The organism is Streptomyces sp. NPDC051133 (genome assembly GCF_040682635.1).
Classification (GTDB): domain Bacteria; phylum Actinomycetota; class Actinomycetes; order Streptomycetales; family Streptomycetaceae; genus Streptomyces.
On sequence record NZ_JBFBBK010000021.1, the window covers coordinates 20,873 to 42,156 of the forward strand.

Here is a 21,284-nt window from a genome sequence, read left to right on the forward strand (position 1 = left end):
GCGGTTCAGGTGGCGGCGGTGAAGGTGTACTTGCCGGCCGGCAGGTGGTACGTGGCGGTGCCGGCCGGGACGGCCTGCGGGGGAGCGTCGACCGAACCGGGCTGGGAGGTAGGCACGACCACGGTCGCGGTGACGTTGGCGGGGACCGTGACGTCGAGCGTCACCCGGCCTCCCGAGACGGACCAGCTGCTCTCGGCCATGCCGAAGGGCGTGCGGTAGGTACCCGAAGCCGAGGTCAGCCCGCCGCCGGGCCGGGGAGCGACGAGGAGGGACCGGTAGCCCGGGGCCGCGGGGCCCAGCCCTGCCACGCGTCGGTACAGGAAGTCGCCGACCGAACCGAGGCCGTAGTGGTTGAAGGAGTTCATGCCCGGGTCCTGGAAGGAGCCGTCGGCGCGGATGCCGTCCCAGCGTTCCCAGATGGTGGTGGCGCCGTGGTCGATCATGTAGCCCCAGCCGGGGTAGCCGGGCTGGAGCAGGATCTTGTAGGCGAGGTCCGCGTGCCCGTTGTCCGCCAGGACGGTCAGGAGGTTCTCCACGCCGAGGAACCCCACGGTCAGATGGCTGCCGCTCGCTGTGACCCTGGTGGCGAGTTTGTCCGCGGCTCGCTGGACGAGGGCCTTGGGCACCAGGTCGAAGGCGAGCGCGAGCACGTACCCCGTCTGGGTGTTGGAGCCGATGGAGCCGTCCGCTCCTACATAGCGGCCGGCGAAAGCCGCCGCCACCTGATCGGCCAACTGCCCGTAGGAGGTGGCCTGTGCCGCCCGGCCGGTGGCATCGGCCATCCGCGCCACCAGCCGTGCGGCCCAGGCGAAGTACGCGGTGCAGATGAGGTCGTGAGGTGTTTCGTCGTTGACGTTGAGCCAGTCGCCGTACGTCTGCTGGTTGCGGATGAGGTTGCTGCCGGCCGTGTTGCGCAGGTAGTCGACCCAGCGAGTGAACGCGGTGAAATGCTGGTCGACGATACGCACGTCCCCGAAGCGCTGCCACAGGGTGTACGGGACGATCACGCCCGCGTCGCCCCAGCCGGCCGTGCCGGAGCCGTTGATCACGGCCGGTGCGACGTCCGTGAACGCCCCGTCGGACTGCTGACCGTCGACCAGGTCGTCGACGAACTTCGCCAGGAACCGGTGGACGTCCAGGTTGAAGGTGGAGGTGGCGCAGAAGGCGGCGATGTCGCCGGTCCAGCCGAGGCGCTCGTCCCGCTGCGGGCAGTCCGTGGGGATGGAGAGCATGTTGCTGCGCTGGCCCCATGTGATGTTGTGCTGGAGCTGGTTGAGCAGTGTGCTCGACGTGGTGAACGTGCCGAGCTGTTCCGCGGTGGTCCAGGCGGCCCGCCCGGTGAGCGTGCTCTTCGTCGGGGTGACGCCGGAGGGGAGCCCGGTCAGCTCGACGTAGCGATAGCCGTGGACGGTGAACCGGGGCTCGTAGGTCTCGGTGGAGCCGGTGCCGGCGAGGACGAAGCGGTCGGTCGCCTGGGCCTTGCGCAGGTTGGTGGTGTAGAGCGTGCCGTCGGGGTTGAGAACCTCGCCGTGTCGCATCGTGATCGTGGTGCCTGCCGGGCCGGTCAGGGAGAGTTTGTTCCAGCCCGTGAAGTTCTGCCCCAGGTCCAGGATCCAGACGCCGGGCTGCGGTTGGGTGATGGCCACGGGTGACAGCTCGGCCTGCACGGTGACGCCGTCGTCGACTTGGGACACCAGGGTGGGCAGGGAGGCCTGTGCGACGGTGACGGCCGCCCAGGTGGTGTCGTCGAAATCGGCGTCGTCCCAGTGGGGGACGTCCAGGCGCGCGTCGTAGGTCTCGCCGTCGTACAGGTCGTCGGACCGGATCGCTCCGGTGCCGGTCTTCCAGCCGCTGTCGGTGGCGATCGTCCGGCTGGAGCCGTCCGCGAAGGTGAGGAGCAGCTGGGCGGAGTACCAGGGCTGGGATCCGTACAGCCGGCTGCCCGCGAAGCCGACGCTGCCGCTGTACCACCCGTTGCCCAGGCACGCGGCGAGGGCGTTGGCGCCTTGCCGGATGTGCGAGGTGACGTCGAAGACCCGGTACTGCAGGCGCTTTTTGTAGTCGGTCCAGCCCGGGGCCAGCACCTCGGAGCCGATCCTCGCGCCGTTGAGGCGGGTCTCGTGCAGACCCAGCGCGGTCGTCAGGAGCCGGGCGGAGGCGACGGGTTGGGAGACGGTGAATCGTTTACGCAGCAGGGGTGCGGGTGTGGTCACCCGCACCCGGACGCCCCACGGGCCGCTCCCGGCCGCCGCCACGGCCATCGCGGCCGGCCAGCCGCTGTCGTCGAAGCCGGCGCTGTTCCAGCCGGCCGGCCCGGACTGGGAGGCCTTCCAGGAGGCGTCGCTGTCGACGACCTGACCGGCCGGCAGGAAGAGCTTGGCGAGCAGGCCGGCGGGGGAGACGCTGGAGTTGGTGCAGGACACCGCGACCGTGTTGGTGCCGGCCGTCAGGTGCGAGGTGAGGTCGACGAGGGCGGCGATCTGCCAGGAGTCGGTGACCCTCGGCGAGGAGCTGACCAGTACGCCGTTGACCCAGACGTCGGCCGTGTCGTCGCCGGTGACGATGAGCAGCGCGCTGGACGGGGCGCTGTCGAGCTTGAGGGTGCGACGGAAGTAGCGGGTGCCGGCCGGTGCCGAGGACGCCGGGTTGCCTTCCGGGTACCAGATCCAGCTCGCTCCCGCGAAGTTCGGCGCGGCGGCCTGGCCGATGAGGGCTCCGTGCCATTCCTCGGCCGAGTCGAGCAGGCCGGTCTCGAACCACTGCGGGTCGCTCCAGTCGCTCTGCCGGCCACGGGTGTCCCATACGCGGACCCGCCAGTAGTACCGGCTGAGGCTCTTCAGTGAGGATCCGTCGTGGGCGATGTCGGTCTGCTGGGCCGAATGGACGCGGCCGCTGTCCCAGATGTCCGCTGTGGAGGCGTCGGTCGAGGAGACCTGGAGCTGGTACGCCGCCTGGTGCTGCTGGGGCTCCTCGGAGTGCAGGGTCCAGCCGAACCGCGGGTGTGCCGCGTCCACCCCGAGGGGAGCGGTCCGGTGCTCGACGGTCAGGCCCGTCACGCTCAGGGGCGACGCGGCCGACAGGTCGGGGCCGGCGACGGCGGAGGACCACGGGGAGATGCCGTAGGCGCCCAGGTCCATGGCGGCCGCCCAGGCCGAGTCGTCGAAGGCCGCCTTCTCCCACCCCGAAGGGGCGCTCTGCGCGGACCGCCAGCCGCCGTCCGTGATCAGGTCGGTCGTGCCCCCGTCCGTCGTGATGTGCGCGTGGCCGATGAGCCCGGCAGGACCGCCGTTGTTCCTGGAAGCGACGGCGATCGTATTGGCTCCGGCGGTGAGGGCGGAACGCAGGTCCACGTACAGGGCGTTCTGCCACGAGTCCTTGGTGCGGGCGGAAGCGGCCAGGTGCTGTCCGTTCAGCCACACGTCCACGGTGTCGTCCGCGGTGACGACCAGTTGGGCGTCACTGACGTCGCCCGCCGGGACGCTGAACGTCTTGCGGAAGTACCGGTAGGCGGCGGGAGCCGAGACGCGGGGATTTCCCTCGGCATGCCAGATCCAGTGGGCGCTCGTCAGGCCGACGGGCGCGGTGGCGGCGGCACGGGGGGCCGCCGCTGCGGCAGCGTGGGCCGACAGCACGCCGGCCGCCAGGGCGCCGACCGCGACGCCCGAGCCGGTGCTCAGGAAGTGCCGTCTGCTGAGCCCACTCTGGTCGCCATCAGGCTGAGTCGAATCTCTGTGAGGCGTCGCGTCACTGTTCAAGGCCGTGCTCCTTCTCTCTGGCCGCTGGAGTGCGGAGGGGTGGGGGGTGAGCCGGTGCCGTGTCGCTGGTGCTCGATGTGATGCCGTGATTGAAACGTTTCATTCCGAAGGGTGCGACCGCAATGTAGAGGCGCGCGTGAGAGTCGTCAACACTTGGGACGGCTGGACGGAACGGCCGGGCGGTGGGCGCTGACCGGACCCGCGTCGCGCAGAGGTGAGGGCCGCCGGAGCGGCCCCCACGTGAGCAAGCCTTCAGGCGCGCGAACCCGCTCGATCCAGCCGGTACCGGCCATGAGCCTTCTCAGGCCGGAGAAACGCGAGCGGATCAGCGCAGTCCGGCGAAGAGGTCGTTCTCGGGGACGGTAGCGCCGGTGGTGTCCTGGACGCGTACGAAGGTCTCGGTCCCCATCAGTTCGGTGAACCTCTTCTGGCCCATCTTGAGGAAGAAGATGTTCTCGCCCTGGCTGGCGTGCGCGGCGAGGGCATCGAACTTCTGGCCGCCGAACGCGGAGGTGTCCACCCAGGTGGTGATCTCCTCGTCCGGGAGTCCGATCTCGGCCATCGCGGCGGTGTCGGCGGGATCCGGCTCCTGGAAGTCCGCACCGAACTCGCGCATGACCTCGCCGAACCGCTGCATCATCGACCGGGGCGCCGTCGTCCAGTACACCTTCGGTGTCTGCTCGGTCATCGCCAGCGCCGCCATCGTGATGCGGTTGGCTTGGATGTGGTCGGGGTGGCCGTAGAACCCGTTCTCGTCGTAGGTGACGACCACGTCGGGCCGGTAGTGGCGCAGGAGTTCCGCGAGTCGGGCGGCACCCTCCTCCACGGGTGTCCGCCAGAAGGATCCAGGGGCGTCGTTGGTCGGCCAGCCCATCATCCCGGAATCGGCGTAGTCCAGCGTCTCCAGATGGCTGACCTTCAGGATGTCGCAGCTGGCCTCGAGCTCTTGACGCCGCATCCGGGCCACGGCCGCCGGATCGTGCCCGGGGTCGTCCGGCTTGACACCGCCCGGTCCGTCTCCGCAACGGCCGTCGGTACACGTCACGAGGACGGTGCGGATGCCCTCCGCCGCGTACCGCGCGAGGACACCTCCCGTTCCGGTGGCCTCGTCGTCGGGATGGGCGTGCACCGCCATGAGGGTCAAGGGCCGGTCATTCATGAAACAGTCCTCCTGGTGAAAAAGCCTGGGTTCGAGTCTGCGGTGGACATAAAAGGGGTCGCCGGTGCAACAGTGCCGACCGGTCAGGCTGTTCCCGCCGCGCACGGGAGGACCTCCGGGCCTTGGCGCCGGCGCCCGTGCACCGCGCTTCCGGCCCCCAGCACGACGGTCAAGGCCTCGCCGTCACTTGGTGAGGACGAGACTGACGTTGTGTCCGCCGAACCCGAACGAGTTGGCCAGCGCCGCGGACCACTGACCGGTGCGTCGCTCACCGCGTACCACGTCCAGCTCCACGCGCGGGTCGAGTTCGTCGAGGTTGCGTGTGGCCGGGACCGTGCCGTCCTTGAGGGCGAACAGAGCGGCCATGGCGCCGATCGTTCCGGACGCGCCGATCATGTGGCCTGTCATCGACTTCGTCGCCGTCACCGCGGCGTGGCCGCCGATCACCCGGCCGATCGCCTCGGCCTCCGCCAGGTCACCGGACTCCGTCGAGGTGGCGTGGGCGTGCACGACCCCGATGTCCGCGGGGGTCAGGCCGGCGTCGCGCAGCGCCAGTTCGATGGCGAAGGCCTGGCCTTCCGCGTCGGAGGCCGTGATGTGGTTCGCGCTCGAACTCACCGCACTTCCGGCGAGCGTGCCGTAGGCGCGTGCTCCACGGGCCCGGGCGAACTCGGCGCGTTCGAGGACCATCATCCCCGCGCCCTCGCCCATGACGAACCCGGACCGCTCGACGTCGAACGGGCGGGACACGGTCTCCGGGTCCGCGGACCGCGTCGACAGGGCCTTCATCTGGGCGAATGCCGCGATGGTGAAGGGGTGCAGGCACGCCTCCACCCCACCTGCGACGACCACGTCCGCCCGCCCTCCGCGGATCAGATCCTGTCCCACGGCGAGTGCCTCCGCCCCGGACGCACAGGCGCTCACCGGAGTCCTGGCGCCTCCCTTCGCGCCCAGGTCCATGCTCACCCAGGCGGCCGGCCCGTTGGGCATCAGCATGGGAACCGCGAACGGTGACAGCCGGCGAATCCCGGCGCGTTCGAAGACGTCGTCCTGCCCCAGCGTGGTGAGGACACCGCCGGTGCCCGTGCCGATGACGACGGCGAGTCGTTCCGGCTCGATCCGCGGAGCACCGGCGTCCCGCCAGGCTTCGCGCGCACTGAGGATGGCGACCTGCTCACCGCGGTCCAGCTTCCTGGCCTCGGTCCTCGGAAGCAGGGAGGCGGGGTCCACCGGGAGTCCGGCCGCAACGTGCACGGGCAGGTCCGCGGCCCACTCCTCGTCCAGGAAACGCACCCCCGACTTACCGTCCAGCAGCGCCGACCACGTCGACGGCGCATCGGCTCCCAAGGGCGTCATCGCGCCGACGCCCGTCACCAGCACATGACCGTTACGGGTCACACGAGCCTCCTTGACTTGTGTGGATGCTACAGAAACCTGACGTGCTCCCATGTGGATCATGTCAGCGTCCAGAAGGGAAATCAGGGCAGGAGTCGACCGATTCACAAGTCAGAGATTGTGCCGTTCCGACAACCCCGGGGCATGGGAGGGTTCCCGGGACACGGTCATGCCGGCATGAACGGACGGCGGCCGAGGCCCGGCCGGGCCGGGCGAACGAAGACCGTCGCCGTGCCTCGACGGATCATGTCGTGCAGCGGACGGCTGGGTACGACACCGATCGCGCGACGCCGGCCACGCCGGAGGCCTCGGCAGCCGCCGTCACAGAGACCGGCGGCCCGCGATGGTCCCGTCCGTGTCGTCCATGAGGGCGATGCGGGCACTGATGCGTTTACCCACCGGCTCCCGCTGCACCTCGAAACCCTGTGCGACGGCCATCACGATCTCCAGACCGTGCTGGCCCACCCGCCCGGCGTCCGCGGCCCGGGCCATCGGCAGCACCGGCTCGGAATCCCACACCACCACCTCGACGGAACCGCCGACGATTCGCAGATCCATCAAGACCGGGCCGGGCGCGTACTTGCGGGCGTTGGTCACCAGCTCGCTGACCACCAACTGGGTGAGGTCCACGGACCGTTGCGAGACCGGCAGTCCGTGCTCGGCCTGCACACGGCTGAGGAACTCGGCCGCCCGATGGCGGGCCTGGGCGATGCACGTGCCGTCCCCCTCCAGGGCCACGGTGGTGTGCATGGCCTGGGCACGGTCGTCCGGCGTCGCGCCGTCCGCTCCGACGGGCACTGTTTCCATATCGGCTACCTTCACTTCCCCCGTTCACACTCTGCGCGTACCCGCTGAGCCTTCGGGTGACGCCTGCGGCCCATACCGGGCGAGGCCCGGGTGTGCCAGTATCTCCGGCATGGCCGAAGGACGAAGGGCGGATGCCGAATCCGCCGAGCATGCACCCCTCCAGGGCAGGCTGTCGGTCGTGGCCTCCGCCACCGACGGCATCCGCGTGCTGACCGTGGCCGGGGAAGTCGACCACGACACCGGCGGGCGGTTGCGGCAGGCCCTGGAGGTCCCCGAGACAGGCTGTCCCCGCATCGTCGTCGACCTGCGGCAGGTCACCTTCATGGACTCCAGCGGCATCAACATCCTGCTCATCGCCCACCGCGACGTTCTCGGGGCGGGAGGCTGGCTGCGGCTGGCGGCGCCCGACGAGACCGTGTTGCGGACTCTGCAGATCGTCGGCGTCGACGAGGTCATCCCCTGCCGCCCCACCCTGAGCGATGCGCTCAGGCCCTGAAAGGGCCCTTGTCGCCCGGCTTCCTGGCGCGCGTGCATCCGGCGGTCGTCGGTGACCGTGTTCGCCCGTACTCGTGCGCACGGTCCGGGCACGCGGTCGGTCACCTGGCCGGTCGCGGCTCAGTCGTCGTCCTGCGGAGCCGGCTGCCGCTCGGGCTTGGTGGTCTGTGCCGGCGGCTTCGGGTCGCGGTGTGGGGTGCGACGGGTGTGGCCGTCCGTGCCCCTGGAGTGGTGCGGAGTCGGCTTACGCGGGTCGGCACGGTGATGCCGGGCCGGTGCCTGACGCGTCTGCGTCGCCCGGTCGGACGAGCTGAGGTTCGACGAGCCGAGGTTCATGGAGACGGGCTCGGTACGGGATCCGGTCGCCGCGGCTGCCGGCCCGGAGGCGTCGGGCGAACGGGAGCCAGGCCGGGCGCTGCGTGATCCGGTCGGCGGGGCGGCACCGGGCCCGCGTTCCGGAACCGCCGTGCCCGCGGGCGGAGGCGCGGTGGTCGAGGTCGCGGCGGCACGGTCGTCACCGCTTCCGACGGCGCCCAGAGTGACGGTGAGCGTCGTCCCGAGGGCCACGGAGAATGCGGCCAGGGCGGTCCCCACCGCAAGGCGGCGGTTGTGCCGGACGCCGTCCGGACGGCCGGGCCGGGTGACCGCCAGCCCATCCGTCCGCATGGGCTCGTCCGTCTCCGGGCGCGCCGCACGGGCCGCCGGAAGGCCGCCCCCCACAGGTGCCGAGCGCGGCGGCAGGTAAGGATCGTTCCCGGCGCCGAGAAGGGAGAGAGCCTTCGCACACTGCTCGGCGTCCGGACGTGCCCCGGGCTCACGGGCGGTCATGGCCCGTATCAGGTCTGCCAGGTCCGGGTCGACCCAGTCGGGTACCGAGGGCGGGCGGTGGAGGCGGGCGACCGCGGCCTCCAACGGGGTTCCCTGGTACTCCAGTTCGCCCTTCAGGCACTCCAGCAGGACCAGGCCGAGCGCGTAGACGTCCGTGGCCGATCCGACGTGCCTTCCCTCGACCTGCTCGGGAGCCAGATAGGCGGCGGTGCCCGTCAGCACGTCGGGTGACGTATGACGCGTGGCGTCCGCCAGGCGTGCGATGCCGAAATCGGCCAGGTGAGGGACGCCCGCCGAGTCCAGCAGGACGTTCGAAGGCTTCACGTCACGGTGCACGATGCCGGCCCGGTGGACGTGGGCGAGCGCCCGCGCGAGGGTGGTGCCCAGGTCGGCCACGCGCCGCTGGGACAGCGTTCCGCGGGTCAGGAGGCTGCGCAATGTGGGGCCGTCGATCAGTTGCATCACCAGGTAGGCGCGGTCGTCGTGGCGGCCGGCGTCGTACACGGTGACCAGCCCGGGGTGCTGCAGACGCGCGAGGAGGACGGCCTCCGCGGTCAGGCGCTCCTCGTTCCGCGGGTCGGCGCCCGGCCGGAAGAACTTGACGGCCACGGACCGCCGAAGACGCGTGTCGACGCCTTCGTGGACGTCGGCCATGCCTCCCGACCCGATCTTCGCGCCCAACCGGTAGCGCCCGGACAGGACGTGAGCGGACTGCGCGTCCGCCGCGACCGGCGCGGGATCCGGCAGGGCTGCTGATCGGGGGGCCTTCATCTGGTTCTCCGTTGCTGTCACCGCGTACCGAACTCGGCCATCGGCCGCGCTGCGCGGCGAGTACCCGAGGCCGCCTCGGATATCCGGCCGGAGTCGGCGCCTCGATGACAGCCGGGACCGCCGGCCGCCCGGCGGAGTCCCACGGGGCTGCACTCTACTGCGCCTCGGACCGGCCGGCGGAGTCGGCCCGGGCGCACTCGACAGCCGTAAGGACATGCTTGGTGACGAGCCGTCAGGAACCGGACCGGGAAGCGTTGCCGCGGTCTCGCGCGGGTGTGCGGACGGCGAGCAGGGCGACGTCGTCGAGGCCGGGGGGCCGTACGCGGTGCAGGAGCAGGTCGGTGAAGGACGGCAGAGGACGGTGGGCGAGGGCGGCGGCGTGCTGGCGCAGTCGGTTCAAGCCGTCGTCGAGCGTGTGCCCGGGTGCCTCGACGAGGCCGTCGGTGTACAGCAGCAGGGTGCAGCCCGGTGGCAGGACGACGGTGGCGTCGGCGCGGGAGGTGCGGACTCCGGTGCCGAGCAGGAGGCCGTGGCCGTCGGTGAGGTAGTGGGCCAGGCCGTCCCGGGTGACGAGGAGGGGCGGGGGATGGCCCGCGTTGGTCCAGGACAGCAGCCAGTGGCCGTCACTCGTCTCCGTCACCCGGGCGAGGACGAGAGTGGCCATGGTGACGTCGGTGATGGGCATGATCGCCTCGTCGAGGCGTTCGACGATCCGGCTCGGAGGTCCCTGCTGGGACCAGGCGTAGGCCCGGAGCATGTTGCGCAGCTGCGCCATGCCGGCGGCGGCCTCCAGATCGTGTCCGACGACGTCCCCGACGGCGAGCGCGGTGGCACCGTCGGAGAGGGTGAAGGCGTCGTACCAGTCGCCGCCGACCTGTGAGGCGTCGGGCGCGGGCAGGTAGCGGACGGTCATCTGCAGACCGGGCACGCGTGGCATCTGCGGCAGCAGGTGGTTCTGCATGGTCTCGGCGACCTTGCGCTGGCGCTGGTAGAGACGGGCGTTGTCCAGGGCCAGACCGGCCCGGCGGGCGATGTCCTCGAGCAGGGGAAGGTCGGCGACCGTGAAGTTGCCCGGCTTCCCGGCGCGGCCCAGCGTGAGGGCTCCGAGAACGTCGCGCGTGCTGCGGATGGGGGCGATGGCCGCGGAGTGGATGCCGGTCGTCTCGAACAGGCGGCGCTGTTCGACGGCGATGCCGGAGTCCGGGGCGCCCCGGTAGGTCTCGGGGCCGGCCAGCGCGGAGGCGACGCCCCGCAGGGCCTGCGACAGAGGCATCGGGGATTCCTCCGGTACCGGCGGCATCGGCCCTTCGAGGTCCTCGTGGTGCGTCAGAGTGTCGCCGTCGGCGTGGACCACGGCGGCACGCCACACCTCGTCGCGCTCGGTGATCAGGTCGACGACGGCCCAGTCCGCCAGGCGCGGCAGGATCAGGGCCACGAGCCGGCGCAGGGCCTCGTCGACGTCGAGGGTGGACGTCAGCTGGGTGGTGGTCTCGGCGAGCAGGGCGAGTCGCTCGAAGTCCGTCAGCGATTCGGTGGCCTGCTGCGGGCGCAGCCCCGCGTCGTCGGGCGCCTGCTCCTGGGCGTGGAAGACGACGAGTGTGCCGGCGCCTCGGCCGCCGATGTCGTAGGGCGTGATCGTCCACAGGACGGGCAGCAAGGACCCCTCACCCCGTGCGAAGTACTCGTCGCCGCCTTGCGCCGGGTTCCCGGCGTGGAACGCCTTCCGCAGGCCGCACTCGGTCGTGGACAGCGGCTGGCCCTGAGGCCCGCGGTGCAGCAGGTCGTGGGCGTCCTGCCCCAAGAGGTCGCCGGCCCGGCGGCCCAGCAGGTGTTCGGCGTGGCTGTTGACCGCCAGGATGCGGCCCTGCTCGTCCACGACGTAGGCTCCCGCGCCGATGGCCTCCAGGGCCGCGCCGGGCTGAACAGGGGGCAGTGCCCGGGACTGTTCCTGCTCGGTCTTCGTGGGATCAGGCCCCACCATGGTCGCCTCCTTGAGCATCGGGCTGTCGCCCTCGACGCCGCTCAAGCGTACGTACGGGGATGTCCTGCGCGCCTTCCTCTCCGTGTTCCCCGCTGTCGTGCCGTTCGGCAGGGCCGGCCCGCGCGCGGTGTGCCCGCCCGGCCGGCCGCCGTGGGCCCGAGGTGGCCCCGTGGCGCACCGGCCGCCCTGGTCACGATCGCCGTACTGACGAGTCGACGCGGTGGCACGGTCGTCATCGCCGTGCCACCGCGTCGCTCACCCATGCCCCACCGTCGTGTGCCCCGCCTCGGCCGATCCACGCACCTCGCCCCGGTTTCCACGACGCGCGACTCCTCCAGGGACGCTCCGCCTTCCTCAGCCGGCCGCCGACGTGGCCACCCTGATCGTGTCCAGCCGCGCCGCGCCGGCGTCCGGCAGGTTCATGCCCGCTTCCCGGCCCGTGACCAGATAGCGCAGCACCGGCTCCGTGAGGCGTTCGCCGGGCGCGACGGCGGGGATACCGGGCGGGTACGGAGTGATCATCTCGGCTGCGACGCGGCCCGCCGCCTCGGTGATCGGTACGTGCTCCGCCGGCCCGAAGAAGGCGTCCCGGGGCAGCAGGGCCTGCTCCATGCGAAGATCGGCCGGGGCGGGCACGTCCACCTCAGGTCCGGACGGAAGCCCGGCAGCGGCCCGGACCAGGGCCTTCAATGCAGCCACGAGTTCTCCGGCCGTGTCCGGACCGTCTCCGTGCGTGATCTGGGCGCTGATACGGCGGTGATCCACCAGGTGGGCATCGAGCCCGTGGTGCTCGCGCAACCAGTCGGCGGCCCGGTACCCGGTGATTCCGAGAGCGGAAACGTCCATGATCACCGGGAGCGGGTCGAAATCGTCCGCGCGCCCCGGCCCGCAGAAGTCGTCGCGGTCGTTCACATGGAGGCCGGAGATGTCCTCGACGGCCGACCGGACCCCGGCCGCCAGGTCCAGCGCTCCGCCCATGAGCTCCCGGCCGCGCAGGGCCATCTGGCGACGCCAGCCGTCCAGGCCGGCGTAGATGAGGACGGAGGGGCTGGTGGTGCCCAGCAGATCGGAACGCATCTTCAGCAGCTCCGGCGGGACGAGATCACCCTGCAGATGGAAGACGGACCCCTGCTCCAGACCGCTGCCCATCTTGTGGATGCTGGTGACGCAGATGTCGGCGCCCGCGTCCATCGCCCACGACGGCAGGTCCGGATGGAAGGGCAGGTGGGCGCCCCAGGCCTCGTCGACGATCAGGGGCAGGCCACGACGATGACAGACCTCGGCGACCGACCGCAGGTCGGCGCACGCGCCGTACGGGGTGGGGCTGGTGATCAGCGCGCCCTTGGCGTCGGGGTGGGCCTGGAAGGCCGCCTCGAAGTCGCCGGCCGTCGGCGGATGGGCGATCGCCAACTCCGCGTCCCAACGGGGGTCCACCCAGACGGGTTCGATCCCGGCCAGCACCAGCCCGGACACGACCGACTTGTGCGCGTCCCGGCCGATCAAGAGCTTCTCGTGCGGCCCGGCGACCGCCAGCATCGCCGCCTTGACCGACAGCGAGCTGCCGCACGTCGTGAAAAAGGTGTGCTCGGCATGGACGGCATCCGCCATGAGCTGCTCGGCCCGCTGCAGCACCCGCCCCCGAGTGAGCCGGTCGTCCAGGCCGCCGGAGGCCAGGACGTCGCCGAGGAAGACGGCATCACCGAGGATCTCCCGCACCGCGGGATCGGCACCGCGGGCCTGCTTGTGACCGGGAGGGGTGAACGACAGCTGTTTCGTGCGGCGGTACTCGACCAGCGCTTCAAGAACGGGTGCTCGGGTGTGGTCAACGGCCATGTCGGCACGGATTCCCGCGACCGTCGGCTTCAATCGGCAACTCGTCCTCTATCGGGACTTGAGGGACTTGTCGGGTCAAGTCGACGAAACCATCAGGTGGCCAGGAGGGAGTCGTCTTCGGTACGGGCGCCGGGCAGGCGGTGCCGGGCCGCGATGAGCGCGGCGTCGATGTCGCTGGTTCCGGTCGCCACGCACAGCGTGTAAGCGATGTCGTTCATCCGTCCGCGCACCTCCTCATGGCCCTCGTCCGCGTGCAGGACACGCAGCGTCTCGTACTGCTCGATCAGGTTCTTCAGCACGGCGGGGTGCGCCATGAGCATCGCAAGTCTCCCTCGCGGTCGCCATTCACCTGGGTCGTACACCGGCCCGTGTGCCCCGCCTGCCGTGTCGTGAACCGGATTGGCAGCGGTGCGCGGGGTAGAACGATGTCGGCTCCTACTGCCAAGGGAGCTGGAGCAGGCCCGGACGAGGGTGGCTCCCGGCATGAACGAAGGATCGACTGATGGCCAGCGGCACCGTGAAGTGGTTCAACTCCGAGAAGGGATACGGCTTCATCGCCCAGGAGGGCGGAGGACCTGACGTCTTCGCACACTATTCCGAGATCCAGGGCGGCGGATTCCGCGAGCTCACCGAGGGCGAGCGCGTCACCTTCGAGATCGGGCAGGGCCACAAGGGGCCGCAGGCCCAGAGCATCGTCCGCGGCTGACCAGCCGTCCCCTGTCGTCCACCAAGGCGGCCGCCTTGGTGGACGGGCTGAGGCAGGAGCGATGCTCCTACTTCCACGTGTAGTCCTCGGCGGCGTCGACGATCAGATCCTTGACCGCCTGCGGGTGGGAGACGAGGGACACGTGCGAGGAGTTGATCTCCACCGTCTTGCGGGCGTTCGCCCGCTTCGCTTCGAAGCGCTCCAGGCTCGGGTTGATCGCCTGGTCCTGCTTGCCGACAAGGACGTAAACGGGTTTGGTCCGCCATGCCGCGCCGGTGAGCTTGTCGGTGAACGCCGACAGCGCGATGGGGCGCTGTGTGGCCGCCAGGATGCCGGCCTGGCTCGCGGGCAGGTCCGCGGCGAAGACGCGGCGCAAGCTGTCCGGCTGTACGTACACGTCCGTGCCGGTGGTGCCGTCACCGTTCCGGAACGGCACCTGCTTCAAAACCTTGGTGAGCGCGGCGGGAGCGAACTTCGACGACAGGCTGGAGAGCGATTCCCCCACATCGGGCATGATCGCGTTGATGTACACGAGAGCCTTGACGTTCGCGTTTCCTACGGCGGCTTGTGAGATCACCTCTCCGCCGTAGGAATGACCGGCCAGGACGATCGGTCCCTTGATGGACTTCAGAAAGCTCGCGAGGTAGGCCGAGTCCTGCGGAATACCGCGCAGGGGGTTGGCGGGTGCGGCCACCTTGTAGCCGTTCCTCTGGAGCCGTTCCACGACAGCGTTCCAGCTCGACGCGTCGGCGAAGGCACCGTGTACGAGGACGATGGTCGGTTTCTCCCTGCCGGGATCCCCGCTCGGACCGCCGGCCTGTGCCGTGATGGTCGTCAGGACGGAAGCGGTTCCCGACACCGCCAGAAACGCCGCACTCCAGCGGACGATGTTCGCGTTGCGACGCGGGTTGGAGGGTATTCGCATGTCACTTCCTACGGTGCGCGGGCGTCAGGCGACACCCGGACCTCCAGCGTCGAGGACACCTGCCGGCACGTCCTCCCGTAGGGGCTGTCCGGGTGAACGGATCAAGCGACGCTCTCGGGGCCGTATGCGCGGCCATGGACGCCTGGCGCCGGCTCGAGGAAGTGGCGACGATGTCAAGCCGTGTGCTTGTGCATGACTCTCAGGTAGGGCCGGCCGCGGTGCGGAACGTGGTCGTCGCGGCCCGGGAGGCTGAAGACCGCGCAGACGAGGGCGGGCTGGGTGAGGATGCTCGACTGCCGGCCGAAGGTGAGGCCGCTGTTGACCTCGTGCGGGCAGCCCGCGATGTCGAGGGCTGAGATGAGTTCCTCGCGCGGAATCGTGGCCCCGTAGGTCTCCGACTCGGGCAGGACGAGAGGCGGGAGCTTCGTGGTCGAGCCGGGCCAGAGGTCGATCCAGAGGCCGCTGACCCGCCGCTGGGCCACGACCAGCCTGAGTCCGTCCCAGGAGTAGGGGTAGCCGTCGATGTCGGGCCCCTTCATGAGGATGGCCGGGTGCGGACGCCCCGGGCCGAGAAGATCTTCGGCCTCGGTCAGGGGCATCCCGCAGTGAAGCGGTCCTATCCGGCCGGTGCGGGCGAAGTCGACAAGCACGTCCATCAGGGTCACGACAGCGACTGTGGCACTCACGGGCGCCCCTTCGCACTCCGATATCAGCGCCGTGCCGAGCCCGATCCGCTCCGGCGGCCGGAAGCCCTGCAAGTAGCCCTTTCCTTCAGGGATTTGGGCGTTGGCGGAGTTCTTCGAGGTGCAGAAGTCGTGATGACACGGTCAGGCGGGCTCCCACAGTTCGATCCGGTTGCCCTCAGGGTCGGTGACCCAGCCGAACCGGCCGACACCCGCCATTTCCTGGGTCTCCTGGGCCACGTCCGCGCCCTTGGCGCGCAGTTGCGCGAGCATCGCGTCCAGGTCACGGACCCGGAAGTTGAGCATGGTCTGCTGGGCGCGGGCCCCGAAGTAGTCCGTCTCGGACTCGAACGTCGCGAACACCGTCGCCCCGGCTTCCTGGCGCCACAGCCCGTTCTCGTCGGCGTCCAGGCCCAGGCAGTCGCGGTACCACGCGCTCAGGGCCACCGGGTCCGTGGCCCGCATGAAGTATCCGCCGATTCCCAGCACACGTTCCATGCCCCCATCCTGTCAGGACGGCGATCGGGCGGGCAGGCACCACACCGTCCGGCGCGAGGAGGACAGGGGCCGCCGCGTCGCCGCCCCGCTCAGCAGCGCGACCGCGTCGCTTCGCCCCTGCTTCGCCTGCCTCCAGACCCCGCACGGCACAGCCCCGGAGATCGCCGGCCGACTGGGCATCCACCCCCAGACCGCCCGACAGCGCCTGCACTACGTCAACAGTCTCTCGTCTTCGCCTTCACCACGGTGGCTCCTCTGCACCGGCTGATGGTGGACCGGGCCGTCGCCGGGCCGGGGACGGGAAGGCGGCTGCTGAACGCGGCGGAACACCGAGTGGCCGCGGTGGGCAGGACCTGTGTACGCCTGGACTGCTTGGCCGGTAACGCACGGCTCAACACCTATTACAGGAACGCCGGTTACCGAGTGGTCGGCAGCAAGGAGGGCAAACCCCAGCCGGGCGGGACGCCCAAATCCTTCACGCTGCTGGAGAAGGACCTTCGGCAGGCGGGGTAGGGCGGGGACCGGGGCGTCCGGGTTTTCGTGGGTCCCGTCGCGAGGCCGGGTTGAGTTGAGGCAGCGCTGCCGGGAGGACCATGCCGTGGCAATACGCATGCCCCTCGGTGACGCGGTGAGGCATTGGCCATGCGGTTGTGCAGCGGGAGGGGGGCGCCCTCGGGGCAAGCGTCAACTGGGCTGTTCTGCGGGTGTCATGGGGCGGGGGAAGGCTGCCGGTAGACGGCGGTCAGGGCGGCGGCGGTCCGTGCCATGCCTGCTCTGAGTTCGGCGGGGGCCATCACCTCGGCTTCGGTGCCGAGCCGCAGGAGCATGCCGATGGCGTGTTCGGTGGACTCGGTGGGGATGACGACCTGGACGCGGCCCTCGGGGTCCGGTGGCCCGGCACTGTCCTGGGCGGCGCGTGCGACGGCCGGTTCCATGAGGTCGGGCAGCTGTTTGAGGCCCCGCGCGGAGAGTCGTACCACCGCCTCTCCCGTGTGGCGGCGGGCGTCGAAGTCGGCCAGGTAGGACTGCCAGTGCGCAGCCAGGTCGAAGCCGGGAGGCCGCTCGAAGCGGTCCTCCAGCACCTGGATCCGGAGGATTTGGGAGACGCGGTAGGTGCCCACGTGCTCCGGCCGGCCGGCGACCAGGTACCAGCGGCCGGACTTGAGTACCAGCCCGTAGGGGTCAAGGGTGCGGGTGACTTCCTGGGGGGCCTTCCACCGCCGGTAGCGGAGCCGGATGCGCCGCCGGCGCCACACGGCGTCGGTCACGGCGGCAAGGTGCGGGGTGGGGTCTGCCTCGGCGTACCAGCCGGAGGTGTCCAGGTGGAACCGCTGCCGTATCCGCACGCTCTCCTCGCGTAGTTCGTCGGGCAGCGCGGCCGTCAGCTTGAGCTGCGCGGTCGCGAGCACCGGGCCGAGCCCGAGGTCCGCGGCCGGTCCGGGCAGTCCGGCCAGCCAGAGCGCCTCCGCCTCGTGGCGGGTCAGTCCGGTGAGGCGGGTGCGGTAGCCGTCGACGAGCTGGTAACCGCCGTCGTGGCCGGGCTCGCCGTAGACGGGGACGCCGGCGGCGGCGAGCGATTCGATGTCCCGGTACACCGTGCGCACGGAGACCTCCAGCTCGTCGGCCAGCCGCTGGGCGGTCGTCCGGCCACGGGTCTGGAGCAGCAACAGGATGTTCAGCAGTCGACTCGCACGCACGGGGCAAGTCTGCCCCACTCCACTGACATGGGATGTCAGGGAAGCCGGATTAGCTTTCCGGCCGGGCGCACACCCGACGCCCCGGATACGGCAAAGGACAGGTGAAGATGAGCACTGCACCCCTCCGCGAACCTGGAATCGGCGACTTCGACTTCCTGGTGGGCAACTGGGAGGTGAACAACCGGCGGCTGGTCGGGCCGCTGACCGGCAGCACCGAGTGGGACGAGTTCCCGGGCACCGTGGTGTGTCACGGCACTCTGTTCGGCGGAGCCGCCAACCTGGACGAGATCAGCTTTCCGACCAGGGGGTTCCGCGGCCTGACGCTCCGCCTGTTCGACCCGGTTCACGCGCAATGGTCGCTGAATTGGGTGAGCAGCCGCACGGGCCTGCTGCAGCCGCCCGTCGTCGGCCGGTTCCGCGACGACGGACACGGCGAGTTCCACGGCGAGGACACCCACGACGGCACCCCGGTGCGGTGCCGCTTCATCTGGTCGCGGATCACCTCGGTGTCGGCCCGCTGGGAGCAGGCGTTCTCGACCGACGGCGGGCAGAGCTGGGAGACCAACTGGACCATGGACTTCCGCCGGACCGGGAAGGGCTCCGTGTGAGCAGGGTGCAGGTCGCTCGCGGACCCGCGGCCGTGCCGACCGGGACGCTGACCGTGTGGCAGGGAGCCGCCCTGTACGTCGGCGCCGTTCTCGGCACCGGCGTGATCGCGCTGCCCGCCCTGGCGGCACGGGCGGCCGGCCCGGCCTCGCTGCTGGCGTGGCTCGCGCTGGTCCTGCTGTCGATACCCCTTGCGGCCACGTTCGCCGCACTGGGCGCCCGGTACCCGGACGGCGGCGGCGTCTCCACCTACGTACGGCATGCCTTCGGCGCACGGGCGGCGGCGGTGGTCGGCTGGTGCTTCTACTTCGCCGTACCCGCCGGTGCTCCGGCAGCGGGCATGTTCGCCGGCGCCTACGTCGAGACCGCGGTGGGCGGCGGCCGGCGCACCGTGGTCATCACCGCGGCGGTGCTGCTGATGCTCGTCGCGGTCACCAACGGCTTCGGTGTGCGTGTCACCGGCCGTGTGCAACTCGCGCTCGCCGTGAGTCTGGTCGTCCTATTGCTGGCCGCCGTGGTCAGCGCACTGCCGCACGCCCGCATGCGCAACCTGCATCCGTTCGCGCCGCACGGCTGGCCCGCGGTCGGCTCGGCAGCGGCACTGCTGGTGTGGAGCTTCGCGGGCTGGGAGGCCATCACCCACCTGGCTGCCGACTTCCGCCGCCCGGCGCGGGACCTGCCCCGGGCCGCCGGCCTGGCGGTCGGCGTGGTCGGCGTGCTGTACCTCGCCGTCGCCACCACCGGCGTGCTCGTACTCGGCCCGGCCGCAGGCACCGCCGCCGCCCCACTGGCCGAACTGCTCGCCCTGGGCGTCGGAGGAGGTGTGCACGCACTGGCGGCGGCGGTCGCCGTGCTGCTCACCCTCGGCACGATGAACGCCTACTTCGCCGGCGCGGCGAAGCTGGGCGCGGCGCTCGGCCGGGACGGCGCGCTGCCCGCCTGGTTCGGCCGGGGCAGCAGCGCCGGCGAGGTGCCGCGGCGCAGTCTGGCAGTTGTGACGGGGCTGTCGTGTCTCGCCGTCGTCGCCACCACGGCCGCCGCCGTCGGCCCCCGGCCACTGGTCCTGCTCACCACGGGGTCGTTCGTGACCGTGTACGCCCTGGGCACCGCCGCCGCCCTGCGCCTGCTTCCCCGTGGCGGGCTGGCCCACCGTTCGGCACTTGTCGCGCTCATTGCGGTCGCGGTCCTGCTCGTCATGACGGGTTGGTACCTGTGCTGGCCGCTGGTGGTCACGGCGGGCGCACTGTGTTACTTGCGCCGGCGCCGCACGGCGGGCTCTCCCGCCTCCTGACGCGGGGGGATCTGGGGCGGGGCTGCGACCGGGCGGCCACCGTGGCTGCTGCTACCGCTGGGCGTCTTCGGCCAACGTGTGCGCCACCAGGGCGTTGGCGTGGCCGTGGCCCAGGCCGTGTTCGGTCTTGAGCCAGGTGACGAGTTCCATGTGCTTGGTCAGCGGCGAGGTGCGGATGAGGTCCTTCCACTCGGCTATCGGGCGTCCGTACTTCTTCTCGATCGAAGGGAAGTAGCTGGCGGGGCCTTTGACCGGTGCAGTCATGGCGCAGTCTCCTGTCGGATCGGATCGGATCGGATCGGATCGGTTCGTTTGATTCGGAATTCGGGGTTCGGTGTTCGGTGCGTTCGTGGGCGCGTGGTGGGAAAGGCAGGGGAGCGAGCGGCTACCTACGTGTCGTGGAGGCCGACTTGGCCAGGCGGGCGGTCAGTGCGCTGAGCCAGAGCAGACCGAGTCCCGCCCCGGCGGTGAAGGCCGCCACCGTGACGGAGGAGGCGGCGAACCCGGCGAGGACGCCCGCCGGTACGAGGCGGGAGGCGAGAGCCCAGCCGCGCCGGCCCAGGGCGGCGAAGTGCCGCGCCAGCACGAGGAACGCGGCACACAGCGCGAGGTAACCGGTCATGGCGCAGGCCATGTGGAGGGCGCCGTGCGTGCTCAGGGTTCCGGCCGGGGCCTCGGGAGCGCCCGCCGGGAAACCGGCGCCGGGGTCGGGGGCGAAGAGGCCGGCGAGGAGGAACGAGGCGCCGAAGACGCCGATCAGACGCGGTGCCCAGAGGGCGCCGGGCGTACCGCGCAGCACCCGGCGCAACCCGACCGCTCCGGCGACGGTCAGGAGGCCGGTCAGGAAGAAGGCCGTGACCTGGATCCAGCCGAGGGCGCCGAGGCTGAGCTGGCTGATCGCGTTGCGGGAGAAGTCGAAGCCCTGCCGGGTCAGGCCCTGGATGAGTCCGGCGCCGAGGAAGAGCGGGCCCGCCGCGATACCGCCGGCCAGCATGAGCCCTGCTGCGGGGCGGGCCGGTGCCGGAGCGGCGGCGACCGGGGGATCGATCGTGTGCGTCATGCGAGACCTTCCTTGGCGGGCTACGGAACTAGACGGTGTAGTACTGCGGTGGAACTGGACGGTACAGTACTCATATCCAAACTGGACTGTCCAGTACTCATAGAAGGAGGCGTCATGGAGTCCAACGCCCCGGGCCGGTCAGCCCGCAAACATCAGGCGATCATGGAGGCCGCGACCCAGGTGTTCCTGGAGAAGGGCTATGCCGGCACGAGCATGGACGACATCGCCAAGCTGGCCGCGGTGTCCAAGCAGACCGTGTACAAGCACTTCGCCGACAAGGAGAAGCTGTTCGCGGAGATCGTCCTGGCCACCACCGACCGGGTCGACTCCATGGTCGACCTGGTGGCCGACATCCCCGCCGACGCCGCCGCGTTGGAGGGGAACCTGAACCGGCTCGCCCGCCGGTTCCTGGGTGCCCTCACCCAGCCCCAGGTCCTCCAGTTGCGGCGCCTGATCATCGCCAACGCCGAAGCGTTCCCCGACCTGGGCACCGCCTGGTACGAGAAGGGCTTCGAGCGGGTCCTGGCCACCCTGGCGGCCACCTTCAAGCGCCTGGCCGACCAGGGGCTTCTGCGCATGGACGATCCGCTCCTGGCGGCCAACCACTTCGCCGGCCTGCTGCTGTGGATCCCGGTCAACAAGGCCATGTTCACCGGCTCGCCCCAGCACACCGAAGCCGACCTCGACCACTACACCGCCGCCGGCGTCCGTGCCTTCCTCGCCGCATACCGCTGACCGCCATCCCGGAGCCCCGGCCACCGTGTCGTGGCCGTGGCCGTGGCCGTGGCCGTAGG

Annotated in this window: 19 protein-coding genes and 1 pseudogene; 6 read left to right on the top strand and 14 right to left on the bottom strand. The window is 70.8% G+C overall.

Going from position 1 to position 21,284, the window contains the following annotated elements:
* Positions 1-5 precede the first annotated feature (5 nt).
* The 4 genes from AB0N17_RS22115 to AB0N17_RS22130 all read right to left on the bottom strand — a co-directional run bounded on the left by AB0N17_RS22115 (position 6) and on the right by AB0N17_RS22130 (position 7,116).
* Positions 6-3,755, bottom strand: coding sequence for a family 78 glycoside hydrolase catalytic domain (locus tag AB0N17_RS22115; protein ID WP_366013130.1), 3,750 nt, complete (start codon positions 3,753-3,755; stop codon positions 6-8).
* 325 nt (positions 3,756-4,080) lie between these two features.
* On the bottom strand, positions 4,081-4,914 hold the full coding sequence (locus tag AB0N17_RS22120) for a PIG-L family deacetylase (RefSeq protein ID WP_366013131.1): 834 nt from the start codon (positions 4,912-4,914) through the stop codon (positions 4,081-4,083).
* 183 nt (positions 4,915-5,097) lie between these two features.
* A complete protein-coding gene (locus tag AB0N17_RS22125) occupies positions 5,098-6,312 on the bottom strand; it encodes a beta-ketoacyl-[acyl-carrier-protein] synthase family protein (protein ID WP_366013132.1) in 1,215 nt (404 codons plus the stop codon).
* Positions 6,313-6,630: 318 nt separating this feature from the next.
* The gene (locus AB0N17_RS22130; RefSeq protein ID WP_366013133.1) at positions 6,631-7,116 is read right to left on the bottom strand and encodes an ATP-binding protein; all 486 of its coding nucleotides are present in this window, start codon (positions 7,114-7,116) and stop codon (positions 6,631-6,633) included.
* A 109-nt stretch (positions 7,117-7,225) separates the two neighbouring features.
* Between AB0N17_RS22130 and AB0N17_RS22135 the strand changes: the two genes are divergently transcribed.
* Positions 7,226-7,612, top strand: a complete 387-nt coding sequence (locus AB0N17_RS22135; RefSeq protein ID WP_366013134.1) for an STAS domain-containing protein — start codon at positions 7,226-7,228, stop codon at positions 7,610-7,612.
* A 119-nt stretch (positions 7,613-7,731) separates the two neighbouring features.
* Here the strand turns inward: AB0N17_RS22135 and AB0N17_RS22140 are convergent, their stop codons facing one another.
* From AB0N17_RS22140 to AB0N17_RS22155, 4 genes are all read right to left on the bottom strand, one after another.
* The gene (locus AB0N17_RS22140) at positions 7,732-9,210 is read right to left on the bottom strand and encodes a protein kinase (RefSeq protein WP_366013135.1); all 1,479 of its coding nucleotides are present in this window, start codon (positions 9,208-9,210) and stop codon (positions 7,732-7,734) included.
* Between the two features lie 232 nt (positions 9,211-9,442).
* Positions 9,443-11,191 carry a SpoIIE family protein phosphatase gene (locus AB0N17_RS22145; protein WP_366013136.1) on the bottom strand — a complete coding sequence of 583 codons (1,749 nt, stop codon included), beginning with the start codon at positions 11,189-11,191 and terminating at the stop codon, positions 9,443-9,445.
* A 354-nt stretch (positions 11,192-11,545) separates the two neighbouring features.
* Complete coding sequence (locus tag AB0N17_RS22150; RefSeq protein ID WP_366013137.1) at positions 11,546-13,024, bottom strand: ornithine decarboxylase; 1,479 nt, start codon at positions 13,022-13,024, stop codon at positions 11,546-11,548.
* A 92-nt stretch (positions 13,025-13,116) separates the two neighbouring features.
* Entirely contained in the window at positions 13,117-13,344 is a 228-nt protein-coding gene (locus AB0N17_RS22155; protein ID WP_366013138.1) for a DUF5133 domain-containing protein, read from the bottom strand.
* A gap of 182 nt (positions 13,345-13,526) precedes the next feature.
* On the opposite strand from AB0N17_RS22155, the gene AB0N17_RS22160 reads away from it, so the two are divergent.
* Positions 13,527-13,730, top strand: coding sequence for a cold-shock protein (locus tag AB0N17_RS22160; RefSeq protein WP_366013139.1), 204 nt, complete (start codon positions 13,527-13,529; stop codon positions 13,728-13,730).
* Between the two features lie 67 nt (positions 13,731-13,797).
* On the opposite strand, the gene AB0N17_RS22165 is transcribed toward AB0N17_RS22160, so the two are convergent.
* The 3 genes from AB0N17_RS22165 to AB0N17_RS22175 form a co-directional block, all read right to left on the bottom strand.
* Positions 13,798-14,655, bottom strand: a complete 858-nt coding sequence (locus AB0N17_RS22165; RefSeq protein WP_366013140.1) for an alpha/beta hydrolase — start codon at positions 14,653-14,655, stop codon at positions 13,798-13,800.
* A gap of 173 nt (positions 14,656-14,828) precedes the next feature.
* The gene (locus tag AB0N17_RS22170; RefSeq protein ID WP_366013242.1) at positions 14,829-15,320 is read right to left on the bottom strand and encodes a hypothetical protein; all 492 of its coding nucleotides are present in this window, start codon (positions 15,318-15,320) and stop codon (positions 14,829-14,831) included.
* A gap of 162 nt (positions 15,321-15,482) precedes the next feature.
* Positions 15,483-15,836: a VOC family protein gene (locus AB0N17_RS22175; RefSeq protein ID WP_366013141.1), complete on the bottom strand. Its 354-nt coding sequence runs from the start codon at positions 15,834-15,836 to the stop codon at positions 15,483-15,485.
* A gap of 255 nt (positions 15,837-16,091) precedes the next feature.
* Here AB0N17_RS22175 and AB0N17_RS22180 point away from each other — a divergent pair.
* A pseudogene (locus AB0N17_RS22180) lies at positions 16,092-16,349 on the top strand (GNAT family N-acetyltransferase); the annotation flags it as partial.
* Positions 16,350-16,543: 194 nt separating this feature from the next.
* Here the strand turns inward: AB0N17_RS22180 and AB0N17_RS22185 are convergent.
* A complete protein-coding gene (locus tag AB0N17_RS22185) occupies positions 16,544-17,533 on the bottom strand; it encodes a WYL domain-containing protein (protein WP_366013142.1) in 990 nt (329 codons plus the stop codon).
* A gap of 107 nt (positions 17,534-17,640) precedes the next feature.
* Between AB0N17_RS22185 and AB0N17_RS22190 the strand changes: the two genes are divergently transcribed.
* Both AB0N17_RS22190 and AB0N17_RS22195 read left to right on the top strand, forming a co-directional pair.
* Entirely contained in the window at positions 17,641-18,141 is a 501-nt protein-coding gene (locus tag AB0N17_RS22190; RefSeq protein ID WP_366013143.1) for a hypothetical protein, read from the top strand.
* On the top strand, positions 18,138-19,430 hold the full coding sequence (locus AB0N17_RS22195) for an amino acid permease (RefSeq protein WP_366013144.1): 1,293 nt from the start codon (positions 18,138-18,140) through the stop codon (positions 19,428-19,430). Before AB0N17_RS22190 ends, AB0N17_RS22195 begins: the two co-directional genes overlap by 4 nt.
* A 51-nt stretch (positions 19,431-19,481) precedes the next feature.
* On the opposite strand, the gene AB0N17_RS22200 is transcribed toward AB0N17_RS22195, so the two are convergent.
* Together AB0N17_RS22200 and AB0N17_RS22205 are read right to left on the bottom strand one after the other, a co-directional pair.
* Entirely contained in the window at positions 19,482-19,694 is a 213-nt protein-coding gene (locus tag AB0N17_RS22200) for a DUF4287 domain-containing protein (protein WP_366013145.1), read from the bottom strand.
* A gap of 121 nt (positions 19,695-19,815) precedes the next feature.
* On the bottom strand, positions 19,816-20,490 hold the full coding sequence (locus tag AB0N17_RS22205) for a DUF998 domain-containing protein (RefSeq protein WP_366013146.1): 675 nt from the start codon (positions 20,488-20,490) through the stop codon (positions 19,816-19,818).
* Between the two features lie 114 nt (positions 20,491-20,604).
* On the opposite strand from AB0N17_RS22205, the gene AB0N17_RS22210 reads away from it, so the two are divergent.
* On the top strand, positions 20,605-21,225 hold the full coding sequence (locus AB0N17_RS22210; RefSeq protein WP_366013147.1) for a TetR/AcrR family transcriptional regulator: 621 nt from the start codon (positions 20,605-20,607) through the stop codon (positions 21,223-21,225).
* Positions 21,226-21,284 lie beyond the last annotated feature (59 nt).